We start from the raw sequence: 26,588 nt of genomic DNA, 5'->3' as shown, positions 1-26,588 counted from the left end.
AATCAGGCATGATCGATCTTTCGGCTCCCATCAAGCCGGGCGCGATGACGATGGAGGCGCATCCCCCCGGTTTCGCGCTTCGCTCGATCGTGATCGGCCTCACCGCCTTCCTGACCGTCGTCGATCTCTTCGCGACGCAGGCGATCCTTCCCTCGTTGACACGGCATTACGGCGTCACCCCCGCAGCGATGGGCTTTGCGGTGAATGCCAGCACCTTCGGCATGGCCCTTGCCGGTCTCGTCGTCGGTATCTTCAGCCCGCATATCGACCGGCGAACGGGCATCCTGCTCAGCCTGGCATTTCTTGCGATCCCCACCAGCCTGCTGGCCTCCGCGCCCAATCTGGCCGTCTTCACCGCCCTGCGCGTCGCGCAGGGCCTGTGCATGGCCTCCGCCTTCGCACTCACCCTCGCTCACCTCGGCGAGCAGTGCAGCGCCATGGACGCCGGCAGCGCGTTTGCGGCGTACATCACCGGCAATGTCGCCAGCAACCTCGTCGGGCGGCTGATCTCGGCGGCGCTTGCCGATGGCCTCGGCCTCGCCTGGAACTTCTACGTCTTCGCCGGGCTCAATCTTGCCGGCGCACTGCTGGTCTATTTCACCATCAAGCGCGTGCCGCCGATGCATGCGATGAGGCCTGCGGGATCTCCGCTGGCCGCCATGATCGCGCATTGGCGCAATCCGCGGCTGCGCGCCGCCTACGGCATCGGCTTCTGCATTCTGTTTGCTTTCATCGGCACCTTCACTTTCGTCAATTTCGTTCTGGTGCGGCCGCCACTGTCGCTTGGCATGATGGATCTAGGCCTCGTCTATTTCGTCTTCCTGCCATCGATCGTCACGACGCTTCTCGCGGGCAAGGTGGCCGCGCGGCTGGGAACGCGGCCCACGATCTGGAGCGCGCTCGCAGTCGCCGGGCTCGGGCTGCCCTTGATGCTGGCGCAGCATCTTGGCACGGTGCTCGCCGGAATGGTCCTGGTCGGCGTCGGCACGTTCTTCGCCCAGGCCGCCGCGACCGGCTTTATCGGACAGGCGGCAGCCGACAACCGCGGCCTTGCCAGCGGCACCTATCTTGCGTGCTATTTCTGCGGCGGGCTCGTCGGCACGGCCGTGCTCGGCCGGCTGTTCGATGCTTTCGGCTGGCAGGCCTGCGTCGCCGGCGTGGGCGTGGCGCTCGCGCTGGCGGCCGTGCTCACCTTCGCCCTGAAACGCTAGCGTTTCGCCGGTGCTTCCTGCGGCGGCTCGTCATCGGCGATGGCGCGCCAGGCGGCACCGTCGAGATCGTCGTACTGTCCGCTCCTGAGCGACCAGAGGAAGGCGACGAGACCCGCACCTCCCAGCATCAGCGCCAGCGGGACCAGAATGACCAGGATCTCCATCACACGATCTCCCGCGAGGCGCTGCGGGCGCGCAGCGAGTTCAGCATGACCAGGATCGACGAACCGCTCATGGCGGCTGCCGCGATCAGGGGCGTCACGACACCGCTGATCGCGACCGGCACGGCCAGAACGTTGTAGCCGATGGCGAGCCAGAGGTTCTGCCGCATCAGGTGCAAGGCCTTGCGCGATGCGTCGATGGCGGCGACGACCGGGGCCAGCGGCCGGCCGAGGAAGACGAGATCGGCGGTCGCCTGGCTGAGATGCGCGGCCGAGATCGGCGACATCGAGATATGGGCTGCCGCGAGCGAAGGCGCATCGTTCATGCCGTCGCCCACCATCAGCACCTTGGCGCCGCGCTGCTTCAGCTCCTCGATCCTTGCAATCTTGTCGGCAGGCGTCACGCCGGCGCGCCATTCCGGGATTCCAAGCGCATTGGCCGCCGCCTTCACCGCCGGCTCGCGGTCGCCGGACAGGATCTCGATGCCCATGTTGCGCGCCTTCAGCGCCGCAATCGCGGCTCGCGCATCGGGGCGCAAGCCCTGGCGGACGGAAAGGATGAACTTCTCGCTGCCCTTGCTGAAAGCCACGATCGACGCTTCGGGATCCACCGTGGCGCCGCCGACCAACGCCCCGGCGCCGCAGAAGGACGGGCGCCCCAGGCGAAGCTCGACGCCGTCGACGCTCGCGCGGACGCCCTGACCGGATTCCTCGACAGCTCCGACGATCGGAGACTTCGCACCGGCGGCCTGCGCAACCGCCGCCGCCACCGGATGATGGCTCGACAGCGCGAGCCGGCCGGCGAGATCGAAGACGTCGGCGGGGATGTCGGCGGCATTGATGACTTCGAGATCGGGCAGCGTCAGCGTGCCGGTCTTGTCGAAGATGACATGGTCGGCTTCGGCCAGCCGCTCGATGGCGTCACCGGCATTGAGCAGCACACCCGCTTTGAACATCGCCCCGGAGGCGACCGTCTGCACGGTCGGAATGGCAAGACCGAGCGCACACGGGCAGGTGATGATCAGCACCGCCACGCCGGTGACGATCGCATCATGCCAGCTCGCGCCGGCGATGACCCAGCCGAGGATGGTCAGAAGCGCGGTCGCGTGCACGACCGGCGCGTAGAGCCGCGAGGCGCGGTCGGCGAGGCGCATGTAGCGCGAGCGCGCCTGGAGCGCGTTGTCGAGCAGCCGCGTGATCTCCGCGAGCAGCGTCGCCTCCGAGGCGGCCGAGACCCGGACCCGCAACGTGCCCGAAATGTTCATCGACCCCGCGTAGACCGGCGTGCCCTGCTCTGCCGTGACATAGAGCGTCTCGCCGGTGATCAGGCTCTGATCGATCTCGGAACGCCCCTCGATCACGGTGCCGTCGACCGCGCAGCGCTCACCCGGTCGCAGCAGCACGATGTCGCCGGCATTGATCGCGGCAACCGGCACCTGCGAGATCTCGTCGGGACCGACGAACTTCGCGGCCGTCTCCGCCTTGAGCGCGGCGAGATTGCCGGCGACCGCGCGCGTCCGGCGCCGCATGTTCTGGTCGAGGAAGCGGCCGACCAGCAGGAAGGTCAGCAGCATGATCGCCGCGTCGAAATAGGCGTGCTCGGCGTGGTTGATGGTCTCGACCACGGACATGCCGAGAGCCAGGATCACGCCGATCGAGATCGGCACGTCCATGTTGGTGGTCTTCGCCGACAGTGCGCGCCAGGCCGAACGGAAGAACGGCTGGCCGGCATAGGCCGCCGCCGGCAATGCGATCAGCGCCGAGAGCCAGTGGAAGAAGTCGCGTTGCTCGGGCAGCATGTCCGAGACGTTGCCCGACCACACCGGGATCGACAGCATCATCACGTTCATGGTGGCGAAGGCTGCGACCCCGAGACAGCGCAGCAGGAAACGCGATTCGGCGACCTCGGCCGCCTCCGCGCTTTCGGTCTCGAAGGGATAGGCCTTGTAACCGAGTTCCTCGAGCCGATCGATGAATCGGCCGGGATCGAGCGTGCCCGCCTTCCATTCCAGGGCGACGCGGCGGTCGGTGAGATTCACGCGTGCCAGCGTGACATCGGGAATGGCTGACAGGCCGCGCTCGATCTTGGCCATGCACCCGGCGCAGTGAACGCCCTCGACCGCGAGATCGATGTGCTGGACGCCCTCGCCCGCGCTCCGAACGTAGTGCGAAAAATCCCGCGTGATGTGCATGACGGCGTCCTTCAGTTCAGGATCACGCGATTGCGCGACAGGAACACGCGCGTTCCCCGCGCCTCGCCCTCGATCACCAGGTCCCATTGGCCCGGCGCGACGTCCGCGGCACTGCCGCGATAGAGACCAATGCCGGATTCCGTGAGCTCGACGGCGAGATCGGCGCGCTTGTCGGTCGGCCGCTCCAGCCGGCCGCCGAACTTCAGTCCCGAGATCGGCTGGCCGCCGGCATCGCGGGCTTCGATCTGGACCGAGGCGCCGCCGTCGCTGCGGCGCTCGATATGCGCGTTGACCTTCCACTTGCGCGCAGCTTGGTCCTGCGCCGCCGAGATCTCGCGATCGTAGACAAGGCCTGCGGCATAGGGACTGTCGACGTCGGTGCCGGGCAGCGTCGCGATCGCGAGCTTCATCATGGTGAAGTTGGCCCCGATCACGACGCCGAAGAAAGCGACCAGCATCAGGAAGACCTTGGTTCCGGTCAGCGGCTTGGATGCCATGGCAGTCTCCTGATCCTCAAGGTGAGACGAAATTGTCGGTTGCGGAAGCGACCTCGCCGAGCCCGATATCGGTGACCAGGAAACGGACGGGGATCGACTTCTCCGGATTGTTCTCTGCCGGCGCGGTGACGAGCAGCCGCAGCTCGCTGGTGGAGTCGCGTGGGATCACGATCATCGGCCGATCAGGCGTTACCGAATCGACGCCGATGACATGGATCGTCGCATTGGCCGGCCCGTTGGCGTCGATCGCAATGACGCGGTCATAACCGCTCTTGTTGAGCAGCCGCACCGTGTAGGCGTTGCGGATCGAGCCGTCGCTGAGCTTGACCGCGATCGGGTTGCGATCGTGCAGCACGTTGACGTCGAGCAGGCTGCGGGTCGCGAGCGTATAAGTCATGAAGCCGCCGATGGCCACGATGATCGCGCTGTAGACGATGGTGCGCGGGCGGACGATGCGGTAGATCGGCGCCTTGCCTTCCTGGCGGCGGTGGATGTTGATGTCGTTGTCGTAGCCGATCAGCCGCTTCGGCCGGCCGATCTTCGCCATCACGTTGTCGCAGGCGTCGATGCACAGCCCGCATTGGATGCATTCGAGCTGCGGTCCGTTGCGGATGTCGATGCCGGTCGGACAGACCGCGACGCATTGATAACAGTCGACGCAGTCACCGACCTGCTGGCCGAGCGCGCGCAGCTCGGCCGCCTTCTTGACAGACGTCCGCTTCTCGCCGCGGTCGTAGCGATAGGTGACGTTGAGCGCCCATTCGTCCGTGAGCGCGGCCTGAATGCGCGGCCATGGGCACATATAGGTGCAGACCTGCTCACGCATGAAGCCGGCGAGGACATAGGTCGTCGCGGTGAGGATGCCGATCCAGATATAGGCGATCATCGGCGCCTGGAACGTGACGAGCTCCTTCACCAGGGTCGGCGCGTCGGTGAAATAGAGCACCCAGGCGCCGCCGGTCCACCACGCGATCATGAGCCAGATCGAATGCTTGAGCACGATCTCGGAGATGCGCTCGAGCTTCAGCGGATCGGACGATTTGTCCTTCTTCATCCGCTCGCGCCGGTCACCTTCGACCAGACGTTCGACGGCATAGAACAGGTCGGTCCACACCGTCTGCGGACAGAGATAGCCGCACCAGATGCGACCGCCGACCGAGTTCATAAGGAACAGCGCCACCGCGGCCACGATCAGCAGGCCGGTGAAGTAGTAGACCTCCTGCGGCCACAGCTCGATGAAGAAGAAGTAAAAGCGGCTGTTGGGAAGATCTATCAGCACCGCCTGGCTGGGCGCGCCGAGACCGCGGTTCCATCGCACGAACGGCAGGAAATAATAGACGCCGAGGCAGATCGCCATCAGCGTCCATTTGATCCGGCGGAACGTGCCGGAGACGCTCTGGGGATAGACCTTCTTGCGGGCTGCATAGAGCGGCCCGGTGTCATCCGCAGGCTTCAGTTCGTTCGGATTTACGGTCTTGTTCATCGCCTGGAGTTTCTCGAAGAGGTGCGATTGAACCTAGACCTGGCGCCGGAATCTCCCTTGATCCAACGCAAACGGGGGCGCTTTTCTTCGCCCCCGCCGCAGGTCGTCGATCGTCGATCGGCTACTTGCCGCCGCCGAGCGAATGGACGTAGACCGCCATCGCCTTGATGGTGGCGGGATCGAGCCGGCCTTCCCAGGCCGGCATCACGCCGGCGCGGCCTTGGCTGATGGTCTCGACCAGGCTCGCCTCGTCGGAGCCGTAGAGCCAGATCTTGTCGGTCAGGTTCGGGGCACCCAGCTCCGGGTTGCCCTTGCCGGCATCGCCGTGGCAGGCGGCGCAATTCTCGGCAAAGATCTTCTCGCCCTTGGCGGCGTCGTAGCCGTTGCGGGTGGAAAGGCCCGACAGCGATCGGACGTAGTTGGCGACGGTGACGATCTCGTCCGGCTTCAGCACGCCGTCCTTGCCGAAGGCGAGCATCTGGCCCTCATGGCTCTTGGCATGGCCCGACCGCACGCCGAACTGGATCGTCTGCATGATCTGGTCGAGCGAGCCGCCCCACAGCCATTCGTCATCGTTCAGGTTGGGATAGCCCTTGGATCCCGTCGCACCCGTGCCGTGGCAAGGCGCGCAATTGTCGCCGAACACGGTCTTGCCCTTGGCGCGCGCAAGCGCCAGCAGAGCCGGGTCCTTCTCGATGTCGGCGAGCGAGGCCGTGCCCAGCGCCGCCATCTTGTCACCGCGGATCTTCTCGAGGTTGGCGAGTTCGACCGCAACGTCGGCGCGCGAGGAGTAGCCGAACACGCCTATGGTGTTGCTGGAGATCAGCGGCCAGGCCGGATAGACGATCCAGTAGCCGATCGACCAGAGGATGGTGAGGTAGAAGGTGATCACCCACCACCGTGGGAGCGGCGTGTTGAGCTCCTTGATGCCGTCCCACTCGTGTCCGGTCGTGGACTTCCCGGAGAGGGAATCGATGTCGCTAGAATGATCGGTCATGGTTTCTCACTCCTCCCGCAAGGGCAGGTGCGCTGCTTTGTCGAACGCAGCCTTGTTACGGGGCCAAAATGCGTAGGCGATGATCGCGAGAAAGATCGCGACGAACACCGGTGTCCAGATCGTCGCCACGAGATCGGACGCTAGATTGTGGACTGTCAGGATGGCTTTCATCGTTCATGCCTTCTCAGCGAAGATTGGCTTTCTCATTGTAGATCTTGAAGTCGACCAGCGTGCCGAGCATCTGCAAGTACGCAACGAGCGCGTCCATCTCGGTCGGCGTGCCGGTCTTGCCGTCGAAGTTGCGCACGACGGCCTTGGCGTAGCGCTTCGTGAAGGCGTCGGAGCCGGCATTGTCCGGATCGGCCTGGGCTTTCAGGTCGGCCGCGGCATTGGCGATCTGCTCGTCGCTATAGGGGACCCCGACGGTCTTCAGCGCGCGCATGTCGCCGGCGATCGCATCCGGGTCGACCTCGGTCTTGCTGAGGAACGGATAGCCTGGCATGACCGACTGCGGCACGATCGCACGCGGGTTGGTCAGATGGGTGACGTGCCAGTCGTCGGAATACTTGGCGCCGACGCGGGCAAGATCAGGTCCGGTACGCTTGGAGCCCCACTGGAACGGATGATCATACATGCTCTCGGCGGCGAGCGAGAAGTGACCGTAGCGTTCGACCTCGTCACGCAGCGGCCGCACCATCTGCGAATGGCAGAGATAGCAGCCCTCGCGGACGTAGATGTTGCGGCCCGCGAGCTCGAGCGGCGTGTAGGGCCTGACCCCGTCGACCTTCTCGATCGTGCTCTTGAGGTAGAACAGCGGGGTGATCTCGACGAGACCGCCGATCGCGACCACCAGCAGGATGCCGACGACGAGGATGATCGAGTTCTTTTCGAAGACTTGGTGGCGTGTCCAGAATGACATTGTTTGCTCCTCACTCCGCCGGCTGAAGAGCGACGGGCATCTGGACTTCCGCCTCGCCGACGCGAACGGTCATCCAGAGATTATAGGCCATGATCAGCGAGCCGATCAGGAACAGGCCGCCGCCGGCGGCGCGGATGATGTAGAAGGGATGCATCGCCTCGACGGTTTCGATGAAGGAATATTCGAGGAAGCCGAGCGAGGTGTAGGCGCGCCACATCAGGCCCTGCAGGATGCCGGACACCCACATCGCCGAGATGTAGAGGACGATGCCGAGCGTGGCGACCCAGAAGTGCCAGTTGACGAGCTTGAGGCTGTAGAGTCCCTTGCGGTTCCAGGCCCACGGCACCAGGCAGTAGAGCGCGCCGAAGGAGACGAAGCCGACCCAGCCGAGCGCGCCGGAATGCACGTGGCCGATGGTCCAGTCGGTGTAGTGACTGAGCGAGTTGACCACCTTGATCGACATCATCGGGCCTTCGAAGGTCGACATGCCGTAGAAGGCGACGGAGACCACGAGCATCCGCAGCACGGGATCGGTGCGCAGCTTGTCCCAGGCACCCGACAGGGTCATCAGGCCGTTGATCATGCCGCCCCATGAGGGCATCCACAGCATGATGGAGAAGGTCATCCCCAGCGTCTGCGTCCAGTCCGGCAGCGCCGTGTAGTGCAGATGGTGCGGGCCGGCCCAGATGTAGAGGAAGATCAGCGCCCAGAAGTGCACGATCGAGAGCCGATAGGAATAGATCGGCCGCTCTGCGCGCTTCGGCACGAAGTAATACATGATGGCGAGGAAGCCCGCTGTCAGGAAGAAGCCGACCGCGTTATGGCCGTACCACCACTGGAACATGGCGTCCTGGATGCCGCCCCAGGCGACGTAGGACTTCGAGCCGAACACCGAGACGGGGAGCGCCGGATTGTTGCCGAGATGCAGGACCGCGATCGTCACGATGAAGGCGAGATAGAACCAGTTCGCGACGAAGATGTGCGGCTCCTTGCGCTTGAAGATGGTGGCAAGGAAGACGAGCAGATAGACGACCCAGACGATGGTGAGCCACAGGTCGGCGTACCATTCCGGCTCGGCATATTCCTTCGACTGGGTGACGCCGAGCAGATAGCCCGTGCCGGCGATCAGAATGAAGAAATTGTAGCCCACCACCACGAACCACGGCGCGAGGTCGCCGGCCAAGCGTGCGCGGCAGGACTTCTGCACCACGTAGAAGGACGTCGCGATCAGCACGTTGCCGCCGAAAGCGAAGATCACGGCGGAGGTGTGCAGCGGCCGCAGGCGGCCGAAGCTGGTCCAGGGCAGGTCGAAGTTCAACGCGGGCCAAGCCAGCTGCGAAGCAATGATGAGGCCGACGAGGAAGCCGGCAATGCCCCAGAACACGGCCATGAAGGCGGAGAACTTGATCGGCCCCATGTTGTAGTTCGGGCGGCCGTTGATTTCCTGGGGCGGCAACGCCGCCGGCCGCTCGAAGTAGCGGTTGACGATGACGAACACCGCAGCCACGCTCGCCGCCGCGCTGAGCGCGGCGTGGAAGGCGAAGGGCGCATCGAGCGCCTTGGCCGAGGCGATGACGCAAAAGAAAGCGGTGACTGCGAATACGACAGCCAAGCCGCTTTCACCGATGGTCATTGATTTTGAAATGGAGGGCTGGCTCATGCGGATTCTCTCTGAAAGAACACAGGGCCAGAAACCACATTCACCCTCGCGGGGAATTGATTGAAATCAAGATGGATGGATTTCTGTTCGTGTGGAGCAGCCGCGGATTGGACGCGAGATCAATCGCTTGCGGCCGGCATCGGACGCCGCAACACCGGCCGCTTCCGTAATATCACGGAGCCCGAATTGCCGGGTCGAGCGCTGTCAGTCGCCGGCGCTCGCCTTCAGCGCCGCGATGACATCCTCGCGGGCAATGATGCCGACCAGCTTCTGTGCACTGTCGAGCACGATGATGCTCCGGATACGGTGCTCGACCATGATCTGGAGCACACGCGTCAGCCGCGTATCGGGGCTGACATAGATGAACTCGGGCGTCATGACGTCACCGATCTTGCGGCTCATCAGGTCATCGTAGCGCGGCAACATCTGGCTCGGCGTGAAGGCGAAGCATTTCAGGATGTCGAATTTGGTGACGATGCCAACCACTTGCCCGTCGTCTTCGACCGGATAGGAGTTGAAATCGTCGGTCTCGAACATCTCGCTGAGATGGAATAAGTCGAGGCTGCGCTGCACCGTCTTGACGTTGCGCGTCATGAAGCCGTCGACGGTCTGTTCAAGAAATTTATACACGGCGCGTCCTCCTCGATTCGATACTGACCGGCCGGTGCTCAGTGCGACAACAGCACGTTGCGGGCGGTTTGCGTGACCAGATGCTGGGTGACGCCTCCCAGGATCAGCTCACGGAATCTCGAATGACCATACGCGCCCGCGACGATCAGGCCGGCGCCGACGTCGCCGGCGACTCTCTCCAGCTGCGCCGCGGGCGCTTCGCGTCCTGCGGCCTCCGAGACGCGCGCGGTCGCGGTAACGCCGTGACGGCCGAGCCAGGCGGCAACGTCGGTGACGCCGGCCATCACGGCCGAGCGGTCGTCGCCCTGCTCTGGAATCTCAAGGATGGTGACGTCCCTCGCTTTGCGCAGCATCGGCAGCGCGCTGGTCACCGCCCGCCGCGCCTCCGGCGTGTCCTTCCACGCCACCAGCACGTTGCGGAGGTCGAGCCAATTGGTCCGGTCGGGAACGACGAGAAGCGGGCGGCCGGCCTGCATCACCAGATCCTTGGGGCTCACGAGCGAGAAAGCATCGGAAAAGGCGGGGCTCTGCCCCCCGCTGACGATGATGTCGGCGCAACGCGCCTGGGCCAGGACGAATCGCGCCGGAAAATCCAGGGCGCTGCGCCACTCCACATGCCCTCCCCGGTTCTTCACGGCCGCACGGAACTGTGCTTCCAGGCTGGCCAGCCGCCGCTTGACCGAAGCCTCGCCTTCGTCGATCAGCCCTTGTGCCTCGGCGCCATCGGCGAAATAGAGCGGCGGCGCGAACTGCGCCGCGGCGACGCCGATAATGGCGGCCTCGAATCGTTCGGCGAGTTCCCCCGCGACCTGAAGACGCGCCTCGTTGGACTGATCCAGCGCCAAGCTGACCATGACGGTCGCGTATGTCATCGGAGAATCTCCAGCATCACCAAATTTTCTTTAATCCTAAACCTGCTGCTGCGCAGCAGGCTGAGATAGATCAAAACACGCGCATCTAGGTCAAACGCCGTCCAGTGGGAAATCCGCCAGTGAATTCAACGTCCGCTTGCCTCCGAGCGAGCCTTGCGCGAAATTGCGGTAGTGGTAAAGGCATCCTGCCTGCCCGCCCAGGATAGGAGCATGACTTGGCGCCGACCCGCTTAACCGATACGGCAGAGGATGGTCGGGGCGAGCATTTCCGGGGCCGCATCGAGGGATTCGGGGTGGGCACCTGGGATCTCAATCTCCAGACGCGCGAACTTGAATGGTCGGAAGTCGCCAAGCGGCTGTTTGGCCTCGGGCGGGATCAGGCCGTCAACTATGATCTCTTCCTGTCGTTGCTGGAGCCGGGCGATCGGGACCATCTCCTGAAGGCGATCGGGCGCACCTCGGAAGGCGGCGGTGAGCTTGACCTCTCCTTCAAGGTCGCCGGCGGATCCGGGAACGGCCAATGGATTCGGGCCAGGGCCGGAGTGATCCGGGACAGTTCGGGCACGCCACGTCATCTCACCGGAATCTTCCTCGACATCAACGAGGAAAAGGAGCTCGAGGAGGCCCTGCGCTCCCAGGAGAACCATCTCCGCTCGATTCTCGAGACGGTGCCCGATGCCATGATCGTCATCGATTCACGCGGCATCATGCAGCTCTTCAGCAGCGCCGCGGAGCGGCTGTTCGGCTACAGCAGGCAGGAAGCCATTGGTCGGAACGTGAGCATTCTGATGCCGGAGCCCGATCAGTCGCGTCATGACAGCTATCTCGACCGATATCTCAGGACGAATGATCCGCACATCATCGGCATCGGCCGGATTGTCACGGGCAAACGCCGCGACGGCACGACTTTCCCGATGCACCTGTCGGTGGGGCAGACGCAGCGCGCCGGCGAGCCCTATTTCACCGGCTTCGTGCGCGACCTCACCGAGCACCAGCAGACGCAGGCGCGGCTCCAGGAACTGCAATCCGAGCTCGTGCACGTGTCGCGGTTGACCGCAATGGGCGAAATGGCCTCCGCGCTCGCCCACGAGCTCAACCAGCCGCTGGCTGCGATCAGCAACTACATGAAGGGATCGCGGCGCCTCCTCGCCGGCAGCAGCGATCCCAACACGCCGAAGATCGAAAGCGCGCTGGACCGAGCGGCGGAGCAGGCACAGCGCGCCGGTCAGATCATCCGCCGCCTGCGCGACTTTGTCTCCCGCGGCGAATCGGAGAAGCGGGTCGAGAGCCTGTCCAAGCTGATCGAGGAAGCTGGCGCGCTCGGGCTCGCCGGCGCTCGCGAGCAGAACGTGCAGCTCCGCTTCAGCCTCGATCCCGACGCCGATCTCGTGCTTGCCGACCGGGTGCAGATTCAGCAGGTGCTCGTCAATCTGTTCCGCAACGCGCTCGAGGCAATGGCGCAGTCTCCGCGGCGCGAGCTCATCGTCGCCAACACCCGGGTCGGCGACGGCATGATCGAGGTGGAGGTCTCCGACACCGGCATCGGCTTCCGGGAAGACGTCATTCCAAACCTGTTCCAGACCTTCTTCACCACCAAAGACACCGGCATGGGCGTGGGGCTGTCCATCAGCCGCTCGATCATCGAGGCTCACGGCGGTCGCATGTGGGCCGAGAGCAATGCGGCTGGCGGAGCGACATTCCGCTTCACCTTGCCGGCAACCGACGAGAGCTGATTCATGACAACCAAGGGAAATGTCTACGTCATCGACGACGACGCAGCGATGCGGGATTCGCTGAACTTCCTGCTGGACTCCGCCGGCTTCGCCGTCACCCTGTTCGATGATGCGCTCGCCTTTCTCGAAGCCCTGCCCGGCCTCGATTTCGGCTGCGTCGTCTCCGACGTGCGCATGCCCGGTCTCGACGGGATCGAGCTGCTGAAGCGGATGAAGGCGCAGCAAAGCCCGTTCCCGATCGTGATCATGACCGGTCATGGCGACGTGCCGCTCGCGGTCGAGGCGATGAAGCTCGGCGCGGTCGATTTCCTGGAGAAACCGTTCGATGACGACCGGCTCACCGCCATGATCGATTCGGCTATCCGCCAGGCCGAGCCCGCCGCCAAGAACGAGGCCGTCGCGCAGGACATCGCCGCCCGCGTCGCGTCCCTGAGCCCCAGGGAGCGCCAGGTCATGGAAGGTCTGATCGCGGGCCTCTCCAACAAGCTGATCGCCCGCGAATACGACATCAGCCCGCGCACCATCGAGGTCTACCGGGCCAACGTCATGACCAAGATGCAGGCCAACAGCCTCTCCGAGCTGGTTCGGCTGGCGATGCGCGCCGGCATGCTCAAGGATTGAGGCAAGTCAAGGTGCCTTGCCGGCGGCGTGCTAACCAGTCAGCATGATTGAGGTCAGCTCGCTTTGTGCGCGGCCGTCGTCCTCCCCACAACCCACTGTCTTTGTGGTCGACGATGATGCCGCCGTCCTGGGATCCCTGCGGTTTCTGCTGGAGACCGACGGCTTTGCCGTGCGGACCTTCAGGAGCGGCACGGCCCTGCTCAATGTCAGCGGTGCTCCCGGGCCGGACTGCTATGTCATCGACTACAAGATGCCCGATATCAATGGCATCGAGCTGACCGGCCGCTTGCGCAAGTCCGACCGGGACGCCCCTGTAATCCTGATCACGGGCTATCCCGACGAGAACATCTCGGCCCGGGCCGCCACGGCGGGAATCAAAGACGTGGTCTTGAAGCCGCTTCTCGACGAAAACCTGGTCAAATGCATCCGCCACGCCATCAAGGATCGCCCCAGCGCCTGACCTACGGGGTTCTACGTAAGGCAACCCCCTTAAGATATCTCGCGAAATTTTCGAAGCACCCGATACCACGTAGGAAAGCGCCATCACACCGGAGATGGCGCAGATGCTGACCCAGACAATCAAGACCCAGGCAAGCAACACCCAAATCGGTGGCAAGATTGCTCCTGCCAATCCCGTTACCGACCAGTTCGGCGCGATCACGGGCCATGTCGGCCTGGTCGCCACCGAGTTCTCCTACGGCAAGGACGAGGAGATCTATGGCGAGGACGAAGCGGCCGAGTATGTCTACCAGGTCGTCACCGGCGCGGTGCGCAGCTACAAGCTTCTTTCCGACGGTCGCCGTCAGATCGGAGCCTTCCACCTCCCCGGCGACGTGTTCGGCCTCGAATCCGGCGCCACGCATCGCCTGGCCGCCGAAGCCATCATCGACACCACCGTGCGTCTGGTGAAGCGTGCGAGCCTCGAAAAGGCCGCCGGCACCGACGTGCAGGTCGCCCGCAAGCTCTGGGCGATGACCGCCTCCGAGCTTCGCCATGCCGAGGACCACATGCTGCTGCTGGGCCGCAAGACCGCGATGGAGCGCGTTGCGACCTTCCTGCTCGAAATGGACCGCCGCCTCGCCGTCGCCGGCATGATGGCGCTGCCGATGTGCCGTCGCGACATCGGCGACTATCTCGGCCTCACGCTCGAAACCGTGTCGCGCGCGCTGTCGCAGCTTCACGCCCAGGGCATTCTCGGTTTCTCCGGCGCTCGCCAGATCGTGCTGCGCAACCGCCAGCGCCTGCACAATCTCGACGCCTGATCGGTTTCTCCCCCGTGACTTGGCCGGCCGAATTCGTTTCGGCCGGCTTTTCTCTTGCCGCGATCATGCCGTGCGCCGGGTTTCCGGCATCACCAGCAGGATGAGAAGGAGCCCCGTCGCTGCGACGCCGGACAGCCCGATGAACGCGGTGGCGTTGCCGAACTTGTCGCTGACATAACCGCCAAGCACGGTGCTCAGCGATGCGCCGATGCCCGTTGCGGTGCCGACGATGCCCTGCGCCAGGTTGAAGTGACCGCTGCCAAAAGCGACGTCGGCGACGATCAGCGGAATCATCACCGCGAATACCGCCGCGGTGAGGCCGTCGAACACCTGCACCAGCACCAGGAGATAGGGATCGCGCACCGTCGCGAACAGCAGGCCACGGATCACCAGCGCGCCGAATCCGATCAAGAGCAAGGGCCGCCGGCCCCACACCTGCGCCTGGCGCCCGACCGTCGGTGAGAGCAGCGCCACGATGGCCTGCGGCACGATGATGCAGGCGGCGACGAGCACGGTGGCCCATTGGCTCGACCGCGCCGTCAGCGCGCTCGCCATCAGGGGCATCATCGCGGCGTTCGCGAGCTGCAGCAACATTACGCTGACCGCAAAGACGATGAGCGGGCGCTGCCGGATCAGGTGCCAGATATTGGTATCGGCGCGGTCGGCGGCCTCCGGCGGCATCTCGCCGTGACAGCGCCTGATATCGACCTCGTTCTCGCGGATGCGCGACAACGCGATGAGGGTCGGGATCACGAGCAGGAAGGTCACGAGGAAGACCGCCCGGCTCGACAGCAGATAGCCGACCGTGCCCATCACGGCCGCCGCGATGCCGCTGCCCAGCGAGGCGAAGCGCGCGTTGCGGCCGAGCCGCTCGCCGATCGCAAAAGGGCCGACGAGGCCGAGGCTGATCGCCGCGATCGCCGGTCCGAGCACGCAGCTGGCCGCCGCGTGCAAGGTAGCCGCGGCCACCACGACGGGGAAGATCGGCATCGCGGCATAGGCCAGCGCACAAGCGCCGATTGTCATGATCGCGAGGGCGGCGACCAGACGCTCCGATTTCGCGGCGTCGATGATCGCGCCGCCCGGCATCTGCCCGATCAACGCGACGATGCCGCCGATCGACAACACGAGGCCGATTTCGATCTGGGTCCATTTCTGCGTCGTCAGATAGACCGCGATGAAGGGGCCGAATCCGGTCTGCACGTCGGCGAGGAAGAAGATGAACCAATCGAGCCCGCGCAGGCTCTGCCGCGAGGGCGCCGGAAGGCTTGCGGCCGGCGGCGCGGCAACGTGATCCTGTTCGACGCCGCGGTCGCGATCCGCATGGTTCGGCTTCCTCAACAACAGCACAGGCGGTCAGCCCTCCGGCACCTCACTGGATTGCTTGCAGCGGCTGAAGGCTGCCGGACGCGCCGAGCACGACGATCGGCGTGTCCTCCTTGTATTCCGGCGCGGCCGCGACCTGCGCCTTGGTCAGTTCCAGCGTGATGCTGTCCTTCTTGTTGGCGATCTTGCCGAAGCGCAGCGCATTCCAGTCCACCACGATCTTGCGGCTGCCGACGCCGAGAAAGCCGCCAAAATCGATCGCGGCGGCACGGACATGGCCGGTGCGATCGACGATGACGTCGACGATGCGCCCCATGTCCTCGCCGGCGGCGCTACGAACGTCGCGGCCGAGCACGCCGTGGGCTTCGCTCGCGCCGATGATGGTCACCGAGGGCGGCGGCGCCGCATCCTTGGGCGTCACCGGAACGGTCGAGACGGGCGGCTGTGCCGCTGGCGGCACAGCCGCCTCATTCCGGCCGGCGGGCGGATCCTCCGCGGCGCGCGAGGGCGCCGCGGCCAGGGCCATCACCATCGCCGCGCCCAGGATCGAAGCTCCAATCGCACGCATGACACTCTCCTCACGACGCGCCGCTAGCGCGCCAGCACGATCGAGACCTGGATATGGCCGCGTGTGCGCATCACCTCCAGCGCCACGTCGTCGCCATGACGACCGACACGCAGGTCCACGCTGGACTCGCCCAGGCGCAGATCGCGCAGGATCACCTCATTCAGGAATGCCGGCAGATGGGGATTACGCAGACGAATCTCGCGGCGAGCCACGTCAAATTCCAGGCCCAGCGCCGCTTCCAGCAGCGTGAAAGGCGTCGCGCTGGCCCAAGCCTGCGGCGCGCAGGCGACCGGATAGAGCGTCGGGCCACGCCGCTTCTCGCGCCGGAAGCCGCAGAACAGCTCCGGCAGCCGGCGCAGATCCATGTAGGTAGCCGCGTCGAACAGGCCCTTGAAGACCAGCGCCACCGAATGCTTGAGGCCGTAGCGGGCGAGCCCAAGCGCGATCAGCGCATTGTCGTGCGGCCAGATCGACCCGTCGTGATAGGACATCGGATTGTAGCGCACCTCGCCTTGAGCGACAGTGCGGATGCCCCAGCCCGAGAAGAAATGCGGGCCCATCAGATCGGCAGCGACGAGGCGGGCGCGGTCCTCGCGGACCATGCCGCTGAACAGGACCTGGCCGGCGTTCGATGTCCTGACCTTGCAGGGCCGCTTCTCGCCGTCGAGCGCCAGCGCATAGGTGCCGAGCTCGTCGCACCAGAACGCCTTCTCGAACCGCTCGGCGAGTTCCCTGGCTTCGGTGTCGAGCTTGCGCATGCGATCCGGCTTGCCGAGCCGCAGCGCGCACCGCGCGGCGAGCTGCTTGGCAGCAAAGACGTAGCCTTGGACTTCCGCGAGCGCGATGTTGCCTTCCGCCAGCCGGCCGTCGGCATGAAAGATCGCATCGTAGGAATCCTTCCAGCCCTGGTTGGCCAAACCCTTCTCGGTGGCGCGCTGGTATTCGACGAAACCGTCCTGGTCAGGATCACCAGCGCCGTCGATCCAGGCTAATCCCGCCTCGATCGCTGGCCACAGCTCGATCAACGTGGCCTCGTCGCCGGTGCGCTCGAAATAGCTTCCCGCGAGCAGCACGAACAGCGCGGTCGAATCGACGCTGCCGTAATAATGCGCGAACGGCACCTCCCCGAGCGATGCCATCTCGCCGCCGCGCATCTCATGGAGGATCTTTCCGGGCGCGGCGTCCGCGCGCGGATCGATCGCCTTTGCCTGGAAATGCGCGAGCCGGCGCAGGACGCCCTTGGCGATGCGCGGATCGACCCAGAGCATCTGGAGCGCGGTGATCAGGCCGTCGCGCCCGAAGGTCGTCGAGTACCAGGGAATGCCGGCATAGGGGTAGCGTCCCTGCGGCGTCTCGGTCATCAGCATGTTGAGGTCGGCCATGGCTTGGCACAGCACCTCGTTGAAGATGTTGTTGGAGGTCTCGATGCTGGCCGCGCCCATGGTCGACCGCCTCATCTCGCGGCGATGCGCCAGAAGACCCGGAAAGAAACGAACCGGCCTTTCCGTGCCCGGGCGGTTGCAGGACACGGCCACGAACAGCGACTTGGCCTGATGCGGCTCCAGGTCGAGCTCCCACGTCGCTGCGTCCGCCGAGAGCCGCGTCGGACGCGGATCGAAATGCAGCCCGGTGGTGCGCTCGGCATCGTCGAGACCGCGATATTCGAACAGGACGTCGGTCGGCCCGACCAGCCGGCTCGTTCCGATGCCGCGGCGCGGCCGCCGCTCGCCGCGGACCTCGAACAGATCGGCGAAGTCGTTGCCGAACAGCAGCGTCAGGTTGAAGCTGGTACGCCGCTCGGCATGGTTCTGCACGCCAATGCGCTGATAGGCCCTGCCGCGCCACAGGAAGATCGTGCGCACGATGTGCAGCAGGTCCTTTTGTAGAACGAGGCTGCCTTCCCGATAGATATCCGGATTGGTCAGATCGACGGTCAGCGCCGAATTGTCATCGCGCAGGTTCGAGCCGAGCAGGAGCGGCTGGAGATCGTCGAGCACGAGTTCGAGCCGCGCGAGGTAGCGCGTATCGTGATGGAACAGGCCGTCCGGCCCGCCGGCGGACGCGCCGATGTCGCCATGACTGTCCAGCACGATGAAAGTATCGTCATGCTTGAGTGAACGCCGCGGCCGCGCCGACGGTCCGGTCATCGGAATGTAGAAGGGTTGTTCCGCGACCTGCTCCGAGGTCCGCGTCACGGAGGCGAACTGGGCTACGGTTTCGGCCGACATGAGCTGCTCCCCTGCGCTTGTATCGCAACGCAACCGACTCGAGAACGCGACTGTGCTTTAGGCGGCGGCTTGCGCGAGCCGGCTCATTTCCTGCGTGACCAGCTCACGATACGGCCCGTGTCCCTGCATCAGGCGCTCGGGCGAGCCGTCCTCGATGATCTTACCATGTCTCAACACCACCACACGGTCGAAATTGCGCAGCGTCGCGAGGCGATGCGCGATCGCGATCACGGTGCGGCCGCGCATCAACCGCGACAGCGCCTCGCGGATGGCCTCCTCGGATTCGCTGTCGAGCGCGGCGGTCGCCTCGTCCAGCAGCAGGATCGGAGCGTCCTTCAGGAAGGCGCGCGCGATGGCGATGCGCTGGCGCTGGCCGCCGGACATCTTCACGCCGCGGTCGCCGACCATGGTGTCGAGGCCTCCAGGCAGGCTCTCGACGAAGTCGCAGCGCGCAGCGATCGCCGCGCGCAACACCTCGTCGTCGGTCGCATTCGGCCGGCCGTAGCGGATGTTCTCGCGGATCGAGCGGTGGAACAGCGAGATGTCCTGCGGCACCACGGAAATCGCCTCGCGCAGACTGAGCTGCGTGACCTTCGAGATGTCCTGGCCATCGATGGTGATGTTACCCTCGTCGACGTCATAGAAGCGCTGGAGCAGCGTGAACAGCGTCGACTTGCCGCCGCCGGACTGGCCGACCAGTCCGACGCGCTGACCAGGCTGCAGCCGCAGGCTGAACCGCTCGAAGATCTTGTCGGCGCCGGGATAGCCGAACGTGACGTTATTGAATGCGATGGCCGCGCCGCTCTTCACCAGCGGCTCGGCCTCGGGGTGGTCGCGCAATTCGTGCGGAACCAGCAGCGTGGCGATCGCCTCGGTCAGCCGCGCCACGTGCTGGGTGACGTCGACCAGCGCAACCGCGAGGTCGCGCGTGGCGCTCAGGATCGAGATGCCGAGCGTGCAGACCAGCACGACGTCGCCCGTCGTCGCTTGGCCTTTCTGCCAGAGCGTGATGGCCCAGGCCATCAGCGCGATGGTCAAGAGCACCGTTATGGCTGCATGCAACAGCCGCAGCTTTTCCAGGTAACGCAGGCTGCGGCTTCGCGCGGTCAGCTCCCTGTTGACCGTGGCATCGAACCGCTCATGCTCGTGGCCGATGCCGCAGAAGGCACGGACCAGCGGCATGTTGCTGATGACGTCGATCATCTCGCCGTCAACCGCAGCCGCTTTGTCGGCGAAGTCGTCATGCAGCGGCTTTCCGGCAGCGGCCAGGCGGAACATCGCGATGACCATGCCGCCGGCGATCACGGTCAGGCCGAGCGCCATATAAGGGCTTACGGTTCCGATCAAGGCGATTGCCGCAATTGTGGCAATGCACGGCGGCAACACATTCCAGACGAACATGTTTTCGACCGTGAACACCGCGTTCGAGGTCGCGGTGATGCGGCTCGTCAGCATCCCCGGCATCCGGTCCGAAAAATAACTCGGTGCGTGTCCGGTCAGATGACGAAATATGTCACGCCGTAAATCGCCCGTTACCCTGACGAAGGTGAAGCTCGCCGTCCAGCTCGCGATCCGCCACAGGAAGTTGTCGGCGGCAATCAGCGACATGAGCAGAATGAATGCGAGCCATACACCGCCCCCTTGCGAGGGTCCGGCAGACAAGGCGTCGACAAGGGATTTGACCCCGTACTGGGTACCTACGGAGCAGGCAACGGCTCCGACGACCGCGGTGAGGATCACCAGATGCGATGCCATTCGCATCCGAAGATAGCGCAAGACAAAGGCAAATGGCCTGCGCGCGTATCCAGAAAGCTGATCCATATAACTGTCGCCCCGTTGGCTGGCTTTTCGTTTTGTTTGTTACCGATCGACTGAACATCGATCTCTTCGCCTGGGTTCCCAGGCTTGGCGATCACGACATGCGGATGCGGACGATATGAGAAGATGAAGTGGCAGCATCGAGACGGCCTGCAGACGTGGCGAACATGTAACGATCGGAGGAAGGAACTTCGCAGGTGCGGGAACGTTCCTCCGTCTGGCATTGCCGGTGCCGTACAGGCGGGGGCTTCAACATTCATGATCGCAGAGGAGATGGTGAGATGCGCATCGCGCAGGTAGCTCCGTTGACGGAGGCTGTTCCACCCAAGCTGTATGGCGGCACCGAGCGGGTGGTGCATTGGTTGACGGAAGAGCTGGTGGCCCTCGGACACGACGTGACATTGTTCGCCAGCGGCGATTCGCAAACGTCGGCAAAGCTGGACGCGCTGTGGCCGAAGGCGCTCCGTCTCGACGGTTCCGTGCGCGATCCCAATGCGCTGCACATGGTGCTGCTGGAGCGGGTGCGGCAGAAATGTGACGACGAGGAGTTCGACTTCCTCCACTTCCACCTCGACTATTATCCATGGTCGCTGTTCCACCGGCAGCCGACCCCGTTCGTGACCACGCTGCACGGCCGGCTGGATCTGCCGGAGCATCAGCCGGTCTTCAACACCTTCTCCAAGATGCCCGTCATCTCGATCTCCAATGCGCAGCGCCGCCCTGTCCCGCAGGCGAACTGGGTGACCACGATCCATCACGGCCTGCCGGAGAATCTGCTGACGCCGAAGCCGGCTCGCCAGGAATATCTCGCCGTGCTCGGCCGCATCGCTCCCGAGAAGGGCGTCGACCGCGCCATCAAGATCGCGACCCATTGCGGCATTCCGCTGAAGATCGCGGCCAAGGTCGATCGTGCCGACCAGGACTATTACGACGAGCTGATCCGGCCGATGATCGAGAACAATCCGCTGGTGGAGTTCATCGGCGAGATCAGCGACCACGAGAAGTCGGACTTCCTCAGCGGCGCGCTCGGCCTGCTGCTGCCGATCGATTGGCCGGAGCCGTTCGGCCTCGTCATGATCGAATCCATGGCCTGCGGAACGCCGGTGGTGGCCTTCAACCGCGGCTCGGTGCCGGAGATCATCGACGAGGGTCTCACCGGCTTCATCGTCGAGGATGTCATCAGCGCTGCGGGGGTGGTGAATCGGCTTCCGCAGCTCGACCGCACCGCGATCCGCAGGCAGTTCGAGACGCGCTTCACCGCGCGCCGCATGGCGCTCGACTATCTCGCGGCCTACCGCAGCCTGACCGAGGCACAGACGCCGCGGATCAAGCTGGTGAGCAGCGCGGAATAGTAAACCATCGGACGGTGTCGTCCCGGACAAGCGAAGCGCAGATCCGGGACGGCAGCTGCGCGGGTGTCGTCCCAGTCAATCAACACGTCGTTGCGAGCGCGGCGAAGCAATCCAGACTCTCTCCACGGCACGATCCTGGATTGCTTCCTCGCAAGGGCTCCTCGCAATGACGGCGGGAGAAAGCGGTGGTCTACATCACCACGGCCCGCTTTGGCTCGACGATCTCGAACATCCTTGGAAATTCATCCATCAGGCCCATCAGCTCAGCGAGCTTCATTGGGTTGCCGGCGAGCTTGACCTTGCCTGCAGCCACCGCCTCCGGGAAGCTCGTCAGCTTTGCGACCACCTCATCAAGCGTTGCGCGCGCGAGCGTGAAGCTGGCATCCGCATTCTCCGCCTGCACACCTTCGGTGTAAGTGAGCGCACAATTCTCCAGATTGAGCACGAACGTCTCGCCGGTGTCGGAAAAGCTCCAGTTCAAGACGATGTGCTTGCCTTCCGCCTTCGGCCCGTTGAGCCGGATGGCGAGCACATCCCAGAGCTGGGAAGTGCGCAGCGCCGCCAGCGTCTCGCGCGGCATGGGCGGACGCGCCGGCACTTTCGGCATGCCCTCGCGCAATTCCTGCGCGCCGAAGAGGTAGGCATTTCGCCAAGTACCGCTCTCCGCGGCATAACCGAGCTGCTCGAGGGTATCAGCCAAGAGCGCGCGCGCCGCCGCATTGCCGGGCTCGGCGAAGACGAGATGGCCGAGGGCTTGCGCGACAAAGCGAAACTCGCCCTTGTCGAAATCCGTCCGGGCCCGCGCCAGGATGGCGTCCGCACCACCCATGTATTCGACATACTTCCTGCCCGACTCGACCGGCGGGAGCGGATCGAGATTGACCGGATTGGCGTCGTACCAGCCGAGGTATTTCTGGTAGATGGCCTTCACATTGTGCCGGATGTGGCCGTAATAGCCGCGGCCGTGCCAGGCACCCTCCAGGCTCTTCGGCAGCTGGATCGTCTCGGCAATTTCCGCGGCGTTCAAGCCGTGGTTCATCAGGCGGATGGTCTGGTCATGAGCGAACTTGTAGAGGTCGCGCTGCTGCCGGATCATCGTTCCGATGCGCTCGCGCCCCCACACGGGCCAATGGTGCTGGCCGCACATCGCTTCCGCCTTGCCGTCCCAGAGCTGCAGGGCCTCGCCCAGATACTTCGACCAGGCCAGGGCATCGCGCACGTCGGCGCCGCGGAACGGCAGCAGATTGTGGAAATTATGCGTGCAATTCTCGGCGAGGTTCAGCAACTTGTAACGCGGCACGCAGAAGTGCATCTCCGCCGGCGCTTCGCTGTTCGGTGCCATCTGGAATTCGAAAGCGACGCCGTCGATCACGCGCGTGTCGCCGGTCGCCATGATCAGATCCGTGGGGCGCAGCAGCCCGGCCGATCCAGCCGCCATCGACTTGCCGAGGCCGCAATCGACCTGCCCGCGCACGCCCTTGGCAAGGAGAGGTCCGAACTGGTACTGCGCCCGGCGCAGCATCGCAGGCCCTGCGATGATGTTCTCGGAGACGGCGTGCTCCATGAACAGATTCGGCGCGATGATCGGCACGCTGCCGGTGGCGAGCGCATCCTCCTGCAGCACGCCGCGCGCGCCGCCCCAATGGTCCACGTGGGTATGGGTGAAGATGATCGCCGCGACCGGCCGGCCGCCGCGGTGCTTGAAATAGAGATCGAGCGCGGCGCGCGCGCCTTCGATCGAGGTCAGGGTGTCGACGACGATGACACCGCTGTCGCCCTCGATCAGCGTCATGTTGGCGATATCGAGCCCGCGCACCTGGTAGACGCCGGGCACGACCTCGAACAGGCCGTGATGCATGTTGAGCCGCGACTGCCGCCACAGGCTCGGATTGACCGTGGGCGGCGCCTCTTCGGCGGACAGGAAGCCATAGGGCTTGAGGCTCCAGACCGTTCGCCCTTGCGGAGTCGTGATCGTTGCATGCTCGATCGTGCCGAGGAAGCCGCGCGCGGCATCGTCGAAATCCCGTGTGTCGGAAAACGGCAGTGCGTTCAGCATCGCATCATGCTGCGCGATGACAGACGGCGACGCGTCCTTCGGCTCGCTGCTGGATTCCGTCATGTTGCTCCTCCCCGCCTGATGCACGGCATCTAACCGCATCTTGCGGTCGATTGCCATTGGAGGAGACGAAGGAAATGGAGCGAGATGCCTTCTCGCTTCCCCGCGAGGAGAGGGTCCACCGTCTACGCAGCTACGCCTTCAACGGGCTCGCGCGATGCCGTGGGGTTGTCCGCCATCCGCAGCTCGCTGGCCACCACGTAGCCGCCACGATTCTGCTTGGCTTGGTACAGCGCCTTGTCCGAGCGCGACAACAGCGCCTCTGCGGTTCGGCCGTCGTCCGGCGCGACGGCGACGCCGACGCTCGCACCGAGATCGATCACCTGTCCATCAACCTCGTACGGCCTGCCGATCGATTGCACGATCCGCCGTGCCATCGCCTCCGCGTCGGACGCGGCGCGCTGCACCAGGACGAACTCGTCGCCACCCATGCGGATCACGAGGTCGTCAGGAGCGGCCAGCGCCTTGAGCCGTCCGGCAACCTGCTTCAGCAGCGCATCGCCGGCAGGGTGGCCGAACCGATCGTTGGCTTCCTTGAAACGGTCGAGATCCAGCGTATGGACGGCAATTTATACCGGCCGACAGCATCACGGGCAGATCCCTCGCCAGCACCGAACGATTGGACACGCCGGTCATCGGGTCGGAGCGCGCAAGCTGCTCGAACTGGCGCTTGAGCGTGATCTGGCTGATCGAGGCGTTGAAGCTGAGCCGAACCATCTCGAAGCTCGCGACCACGTACATCAGGATGAGGAGACCGAGCCCGACATGGCGGAGATCGGGTTGCATGAAGCTCACGATCGCGGCAGGCGCGGCGATCGCGGCGAGATCGAGCAACGCCGCGACGGGACGCAGCGCCAGCCGCGCCACCACCCCGGCGCCGAAGCCGAAACCGATTCCGATCGCCATCACGGAGCAGAGCGCATCGCCCAGCACGATGCTGCGCGCGGCAAACACGCCGAGCACGAAGGCCGTTACCACGGTGCCGGCAATGTAGCGCCGTTCCCAGTGCACGGCCTCGGCCCGGCCGAGCCGTGGCGGAGCCGCGAGGCGGCGGCGAAATGCAAATATCTCGGCAAGACGAACAACCGCCACCACCACGCCAGCGACCGTCAGGCCGGCCGTCATCATGTCACCGGTCTCGTAGGTCGTGATGGCGCCGACCATCGCCTGGCAGGCGGCCGCGAGAATGGTGGGCATCATCGTGCCGTGAAGGCCCGTGATGACTTCCAAATGAACGGCGTCCGAAATCGACGCCGGTCCGGATTCCATTCTGTTGAAGAACATGCCAGCTCCCATCCACTGGCATTTACCTACCGAAGACCCGTAAAGATGCGTTCGCTACTCAACGATCGCATTTGAGCGTGCGGATTTGCCGCGCGTTAGCCATCTCTCGCCCAGGACGGGCGGAGACGCATGCTCATCGTCTCCGCCCCGCCACGCGGCGGCTACATGCCCAGCAAGCGAGGCAGCCACAAAGACAGGCCGGGCCAATACGTCACCACCACGAGGAATCCCAGCATGGTCAGCAGCCACGGCCACACTGCCACCGTGAGCTCGGTGATGCCCATCTTGGCGATGCCCGAGGCGACGTAGAGGTTGAGGCCGACGGGCGGATGGCACAGCCCGACCTCCATGTTGACCGTCATCAGGATGCCGAAGTGAATGGGGTCGATGCCGAGCTTGACAGCGACCGGGAACAGGATCGGCGCCATGATCAGGATGATCGAGGACGGCTCCATCACGTTGCCTGCCATCAACAGCAGGACGTTAACGAGCAGCAGGAAGCCGATCCATCCCAGGCCCTGGTCGATCATCCATTGCGCCAGCGCCTGCGGGACGTTCTCGTAGGTCATCAGGAACGAGAACAGCACCGCATTGGTGATGATGTAGAGCAGCATCGCCGAAAGATTCGCCGATGACAGCAGCACGCGCGGCACATCGCGCAGCTTGAGGTCCTTGTAGATGAACACCGCGACGATGAAGGCATAGACGGCGCTGACCGCTGCCGCCTCCGTCGGTGTGAACAGGCCGCTGTAGATGCCGCCGATCACGATCACGATCAAGAGGATGCCCCAGATCGATTTGCGGAACGCATCGAGACGCTCGAGGAAGGTGGCCTTCCGCATCCGCGGATAGTCGTTGCGCCAGGCGCGATAGAACGTCGTGGCGCCGAGCAGCGATGCGAGCGCAAGGCCCGGTACGATGCCCGCGATGAAGAGCTTGCCGACCGAGCTGTTGGTGGACACGGCATAGAGAACCATCGGGATCGACGGCGGAATGAGGATTCCGAGCGAGCCTGACGTCGTGATCACGCCGGCCCCGAACCGCTTCGGAAAGCCTTGTGCAACCATCGCGGGCAGGATCACCGAACCGATCGCCACCACGGTCGCCGGAGAAGAGCCGGAAATCGCAGCGAACAGCGCGCAGGCGACCACGCCCGACAGCGCCAGACCGCCGTACCAATGGCCGACCAGCGACGTTGCGAAGGTGATCATTCGCCGCGCGACGCCGCCATGGGTCAGGAAGTTGCCGGCGAGGATGAAGAACGGGATCGCCATGATCTCGAAATTCTCGATACCGGTGAACAGCTTCAGCGCCACCGATTCCGTCCGGACATCGGTCAGCGTGAACATGAAGCTGAGCACGGTCAGGCCCAGCGCGATCGAGATCGGCATGCCTGTCAGCATCAACGAGAGCAGAAGCGCGAACACGATGAAGACACGCAGGCCCTGCGGCAGCGTGATGACGTGGGCCGCATGCGCAAAGCACAACGCAACGATCAGGACAGGCAGCAGCATCAGAATCCAGCCGAGCGGGCTGCGCTCGTCCCGGACGACCTGGCTGTGCGTGACCGGCGCCGGATGCACCGGATCCGCCTCGACGCCCTCGACGCCGGCCATGTCGTGATGCGGAAGCTCACCGGTGCGATAGAACGACCAGGC

24 protein-coding genes are annotated in these 26,588 nt (G+C 64.7%); 6 read left to right on the top strand and 18 right to left on the bottom strand.

All coding sequences use genetic code 11. The features are described 5' to 3' along the window. The first annotated feature begins 8 nt into the window (after positions 1 to 8). Entirely contained in the window at positions 9 to 1,211 is a 1,203-nt protein-coding gene (locus ASG57_RS07020; protein WP_024340144.1) for an MFS transporter, read from the top strand. Here ASG57_RS07020 and ccoS read toward each other — a convergent pair. From ccoS to ASG57_RS06970, 10 genes are all read right to left on the bottom strand, one after another. Beyond that, complete coding sequence (ccoS, locus tag ASG57_RS07015) at positions 1,208 to 1,375, bottom strand: cbb3-type cytochrome oxidase assembly protein CcoS (RefSeq protein ID WP_008550618.1); 168 nt, start codon at positions 1,373 to 1,375, stop codon at positions 1,208 to 1,210. The two genes, ASG57_RS07020 and ccoS, sit on opposite strands and share 4 nt — an antisense overlap. Beyond that, entirely contained in the window at positions 1,375 to 3,564 is a 2,190-nt protein-coding gene (locus ASG57_RS07010) for a cation-translocating P-type ATPase (protein ID WP_024340145.1), read from the bottom strand. Before ASG57_RS07010 ends, ccoS begins: the two co-directional genes overlap by 1 nt. Positions 3,565 to 3,575: 11 nt before the next feature. Next, entirely contained in the window at positions 3,576 to 4,061 is a 486-nt protein-coding gene (locus tag ASG57_RS07005) for a FixH family protein (protein ID WP_024340146.1), read from the bottom strand. A gap of 16 nt (positions 4,062 to 4,077) precedes the next feature. Continuing rightward, positions 4,078 to 5,544 carry a cytochrome c oxidase accessory protein CcoG gene (gene ccoG / locus ASG57_RS07000; protein WP_024340147.1) on the bottom strand — a complete coding sequence of 489 codons (1,467 nt, stop codon included), beginning with the start codon at positions 5,542 to 5,544 and terminating at the stop codon, positions 4,078 to 4,080. 121 nt (positions 5,545 to 5,665) lie between these two features. Next, positions 5,666 to 6,541, bottom strand: a complete 876-nt coding sequence (gene ccoP, locus ASG57_RS06995) for a cytochrome-c oxidase, cbb3-type subunit III (RefSeq protein WP_024340148.1) — start codon at positions 6,539 to 6,541, stop codon at positions 5,666 to 5,668. A gap of 6 nt (positions 6,542 to 6,547) precedes the next feature. Then, on the bottom strand, positions 6,548 to 6,712 hold the full coding sequence (locus tag ASG57_RS06990; protein ID WP_024340149.1) for a cbb3-type cytochrome oxidase subunit 3: 165 nt from the start codon (positions 6,710 to 6,712) through the stop codon (positions 6,548 to 6,550). Between the two features lie 13 nt (positions 6,713 to 6,725). After that, a complete protein-coding gene (ccoO, locus tag ASG57_RS06985) occupies positions 6,726 to 7,460 on the bottom strand; it encodes a cytochrome-c oxidase, cbb3-type subunit II (RefSeq protein WP_024340150.1) in 735 nt (244 codons plus the stop codon). Between the two features lie 10 nt (positions 7,461 to 7,470). Next, on the bottom strand, positions 7,471 to 9,120 hold the full coding sequence (gene ccoN, locus ASG57_RS06980; RefSeq protein WP_024340151.1) for a cytochrome-c oxidase, cbb3-type subunit I: 1,650 nt from the start codon (positions 9,118 to 9,120) through the stop codon (positions 7,471 to 7,473). Between the two features lie 204 nt (positions 9,121 to 9,324). Further along, positions 9,325 to 9,750 (bottom strand): CBS domain-containing protein, encoded by a 426-nt coding sequence (locus tag ASG57_RS06975; protein WP_024340152.1) that lies wholly within the window; start codon positions 9,748 to 9,750, stop codon positions 9,325 to 9,327. 38 nt (positions 9,751 to 9,788) lie between these two features. Beyond that, complete coding sequence (locus ASG57_RS06970; protein ID WP_024340153.1) at positions 9,789 to 10,622, bottom strand: universal stress protein; 834 nt, start codon at positions 10,620 to 10,622, stop codon at positions 9,789 to 9,791. Between the two features lie 215 nt (positions 10,623 to 10,837). Here ASG57_RS06970 and fixL point away from each other — a divergent pair, with 215 nt between their 5' ends. The 4 genes from fixL to ASG57_RS06950 all read left to right on the top strand — a co-directional run bounded on the left by fixL (position 10,838) and on the right by ASG57_RS06950 (position 14,238). Further along, positions 10,838 to 12,355: a sensor protein FixL gene (gene fixL, locus ASG57_RS06965; RefSeq protein ID WP_024340154.1), complete on the top strand. Its 1,518-nt coding sequence runs from the start codon at positions 10,838 to 10,840 to the stop codon at positions 12,353 to 12,355. 3 nt (positions 12,356 to 12,358) lie between these two features. Further along, positions 12,359 to 12,976: a response regulator FixJ gene (fixJ, locus tag ASG57_RS06960; RefSeq protein ID WP_024340155.1), complete on the top strand. Its 618-nt coding sequence runs from the start codon at positions 12,359 to 12,361 to the stop codon at positions 12,974 to 12,976. A gap of 43 nt (positions 12,977 to 13,019) precedes the next feature. Next, positions 13,020 to 13,436, top strand: coding sequence for a response regulator transcription factor (locus ASG57_RS06955; RefSeq protein WP_024340156.1), 417 nt, complete (start codon positions 13,020 to 13,022; stop codon positions 13,434 to 13,436). 103 nt (positions 13,437 to 13,539) lie between these two features. After that, on the top strand, positions 13,540 to 14,238 hold the full coding sequence (locus tag ASG57_RS06950; RefSeq protein ID WP_024340157.1) for a helix-turn-helix domain-containing protein: 699 nt from the start codon (positions 13,540 to 13,542) through the stop codon (positions 14,236 to 14,238). Between the two features lie 63 nt (positions 14,239 to 14,301). Here ASG57_RS06950 and ASG57_RS06945 read toward each other — a convergent pair whose 3' ends face one another. From ASG57_RS06945 to ASG57_RS06930, 4 genes are read right to left on the bottom strand one after another with little or no spacing between them, the layout of a single operon-like run. Next, entirely contained in the window at positions 14,302 to 15,588 is a 1,287-nt protein-coding gene (locus tag ASG57_RS06945) for an MFS transporter (RefSeq protein WP_024340158.1), read from the bottom strand. 22 nt (positions 15,589 to 15,610) lie between these two features. After that, on the bottom strand, positions 15,611 to 16,132 hold the full coding sequence (locus ASG57_RS06940; RefSeq protein WP_024340159.1) for a PRC-barrel domain-containing protein: 522 nt from the start codon (positions 16,130 to 16,132) through the stop codon (positions 15,611 to 15,613). 23 nt (positions 16,133 to 16,155) lie between these two features. Then, positions 16,156 to 18,360 (bottom strand): amylo-alpha-1,6-glucosidase, encoded by a 2,205-nt coding sequence (locus tag ASG57_RS06935; protein WP_024340160.1) that lies wholly within the window; start codon positions 18,358 to 18,360, stop codon positions 16,156 to 16,158. Between the two features lie 57 nt (positions 18,361 to 18,417). Then, entirely contained in the window at positions 18,418 to 20,181 is a 1,764-nt protein-coding gene (locus ASG57_RS06930) for an ABC transporter ATP-binding protein (RefSeq protein ID WP_024340161.1), read from the bottom strand. Between the two features lie 278 nt (positions 20,182 to 20,459). On the opposite strand from ASG57_RS06930, the gene ASG57_RS06925 reads away from it, so the two are divergent. Further along, positions 20,460 to 21,530 (top strand): glycosyltransferase family 4 protein, encoded by a 1,071-nt coding sequence (locus ASG57_RS06925; RefSeq protein ID WP_024340162.1) that lies wholly within the window; start codon positions 20,460 to 20,462, stop codon positions 21,528 to 21,530. 190 nt (positions 21,531 to 21,720) lie between these two features. On the opposite strand, the gene ASG57_RS06920 is transcribed toward ASG57_RS06925, so the two are convergent. The 4 genes from ASG57_RS06920 to ASG57_RS39810 all read right to left on the bottom strand — a co-directional run bounded on the left by ASG57_RS06920 (position 21,721) and on the right by ASG57_RS39810 (position 26,372). After that, positions 21,721 to 23,649 carry an alkyl/aryl-sulfatase gene (locus ASG57_RS06920; protein ID WP_024340163.1) on the bottom strand — a complete coding sequence of 643 codons (1,929 nt, stop codon included), beginning with the start codon at positions 23,647 to 23,649 and terminating at the stop codon, positions 21,721 to 21,723. Positions 23,650 to 23,771: 122 nt separating this feature from the next. Beyond that, on the bottom strand, positions 23,772 to 24,200 hold the full coding sequence (locus ASG57_RS39050; protein WP_230646498.1) for a GGDEF domain-containing protein: 429 nt from the start codon (positions 24,198 to 24,200) through the stop codon (positions 23,772 to 23,774). Beyond that, entirely contained in the window at positions 24,094 to 24,930 is an 837-nt protein-coding gene (locus tag ASG57_RS06915) for a hypothetical protein (protein WP_230646476.1), read from the bottom strand. Before ASG57_RS06915 ends, ASG57_RS39050 begins: the two co-directional genes overlap by 107 nt. A 161-nt stretch (positions 24,931 to 25,091) precedes the next feature. After that, positions 25,092 to 26,372, bottom strand: coding sequence for a TRAP transporter large permease (locus ASG57_RS39810; protein ID WP_230646497.1), 1,281 nt, complete (start codon positions 26,370 to 26,372; stop codon positions 25,092 to 25,094). Between the last annotated feature and the right edge of the window lie 216 nt (positions 26,373 to 26,588).

The organism is Bradyrhizobium sp. Leaf396 (genome assembly GCF_001424605.1).
Lineage (GTDB): Bacteria > Pseudomonadota > Alphaproteobacteria > Rhizobiales > Xanthobacteraceae > Bradyrhizobium > Bradyrhizobium japonicum_C.
The sequence above is the reverse complement of the archived record's forward strand: the minus strand, read 5'-3'. Positions and strand labels throughout refer to the sequence as shown.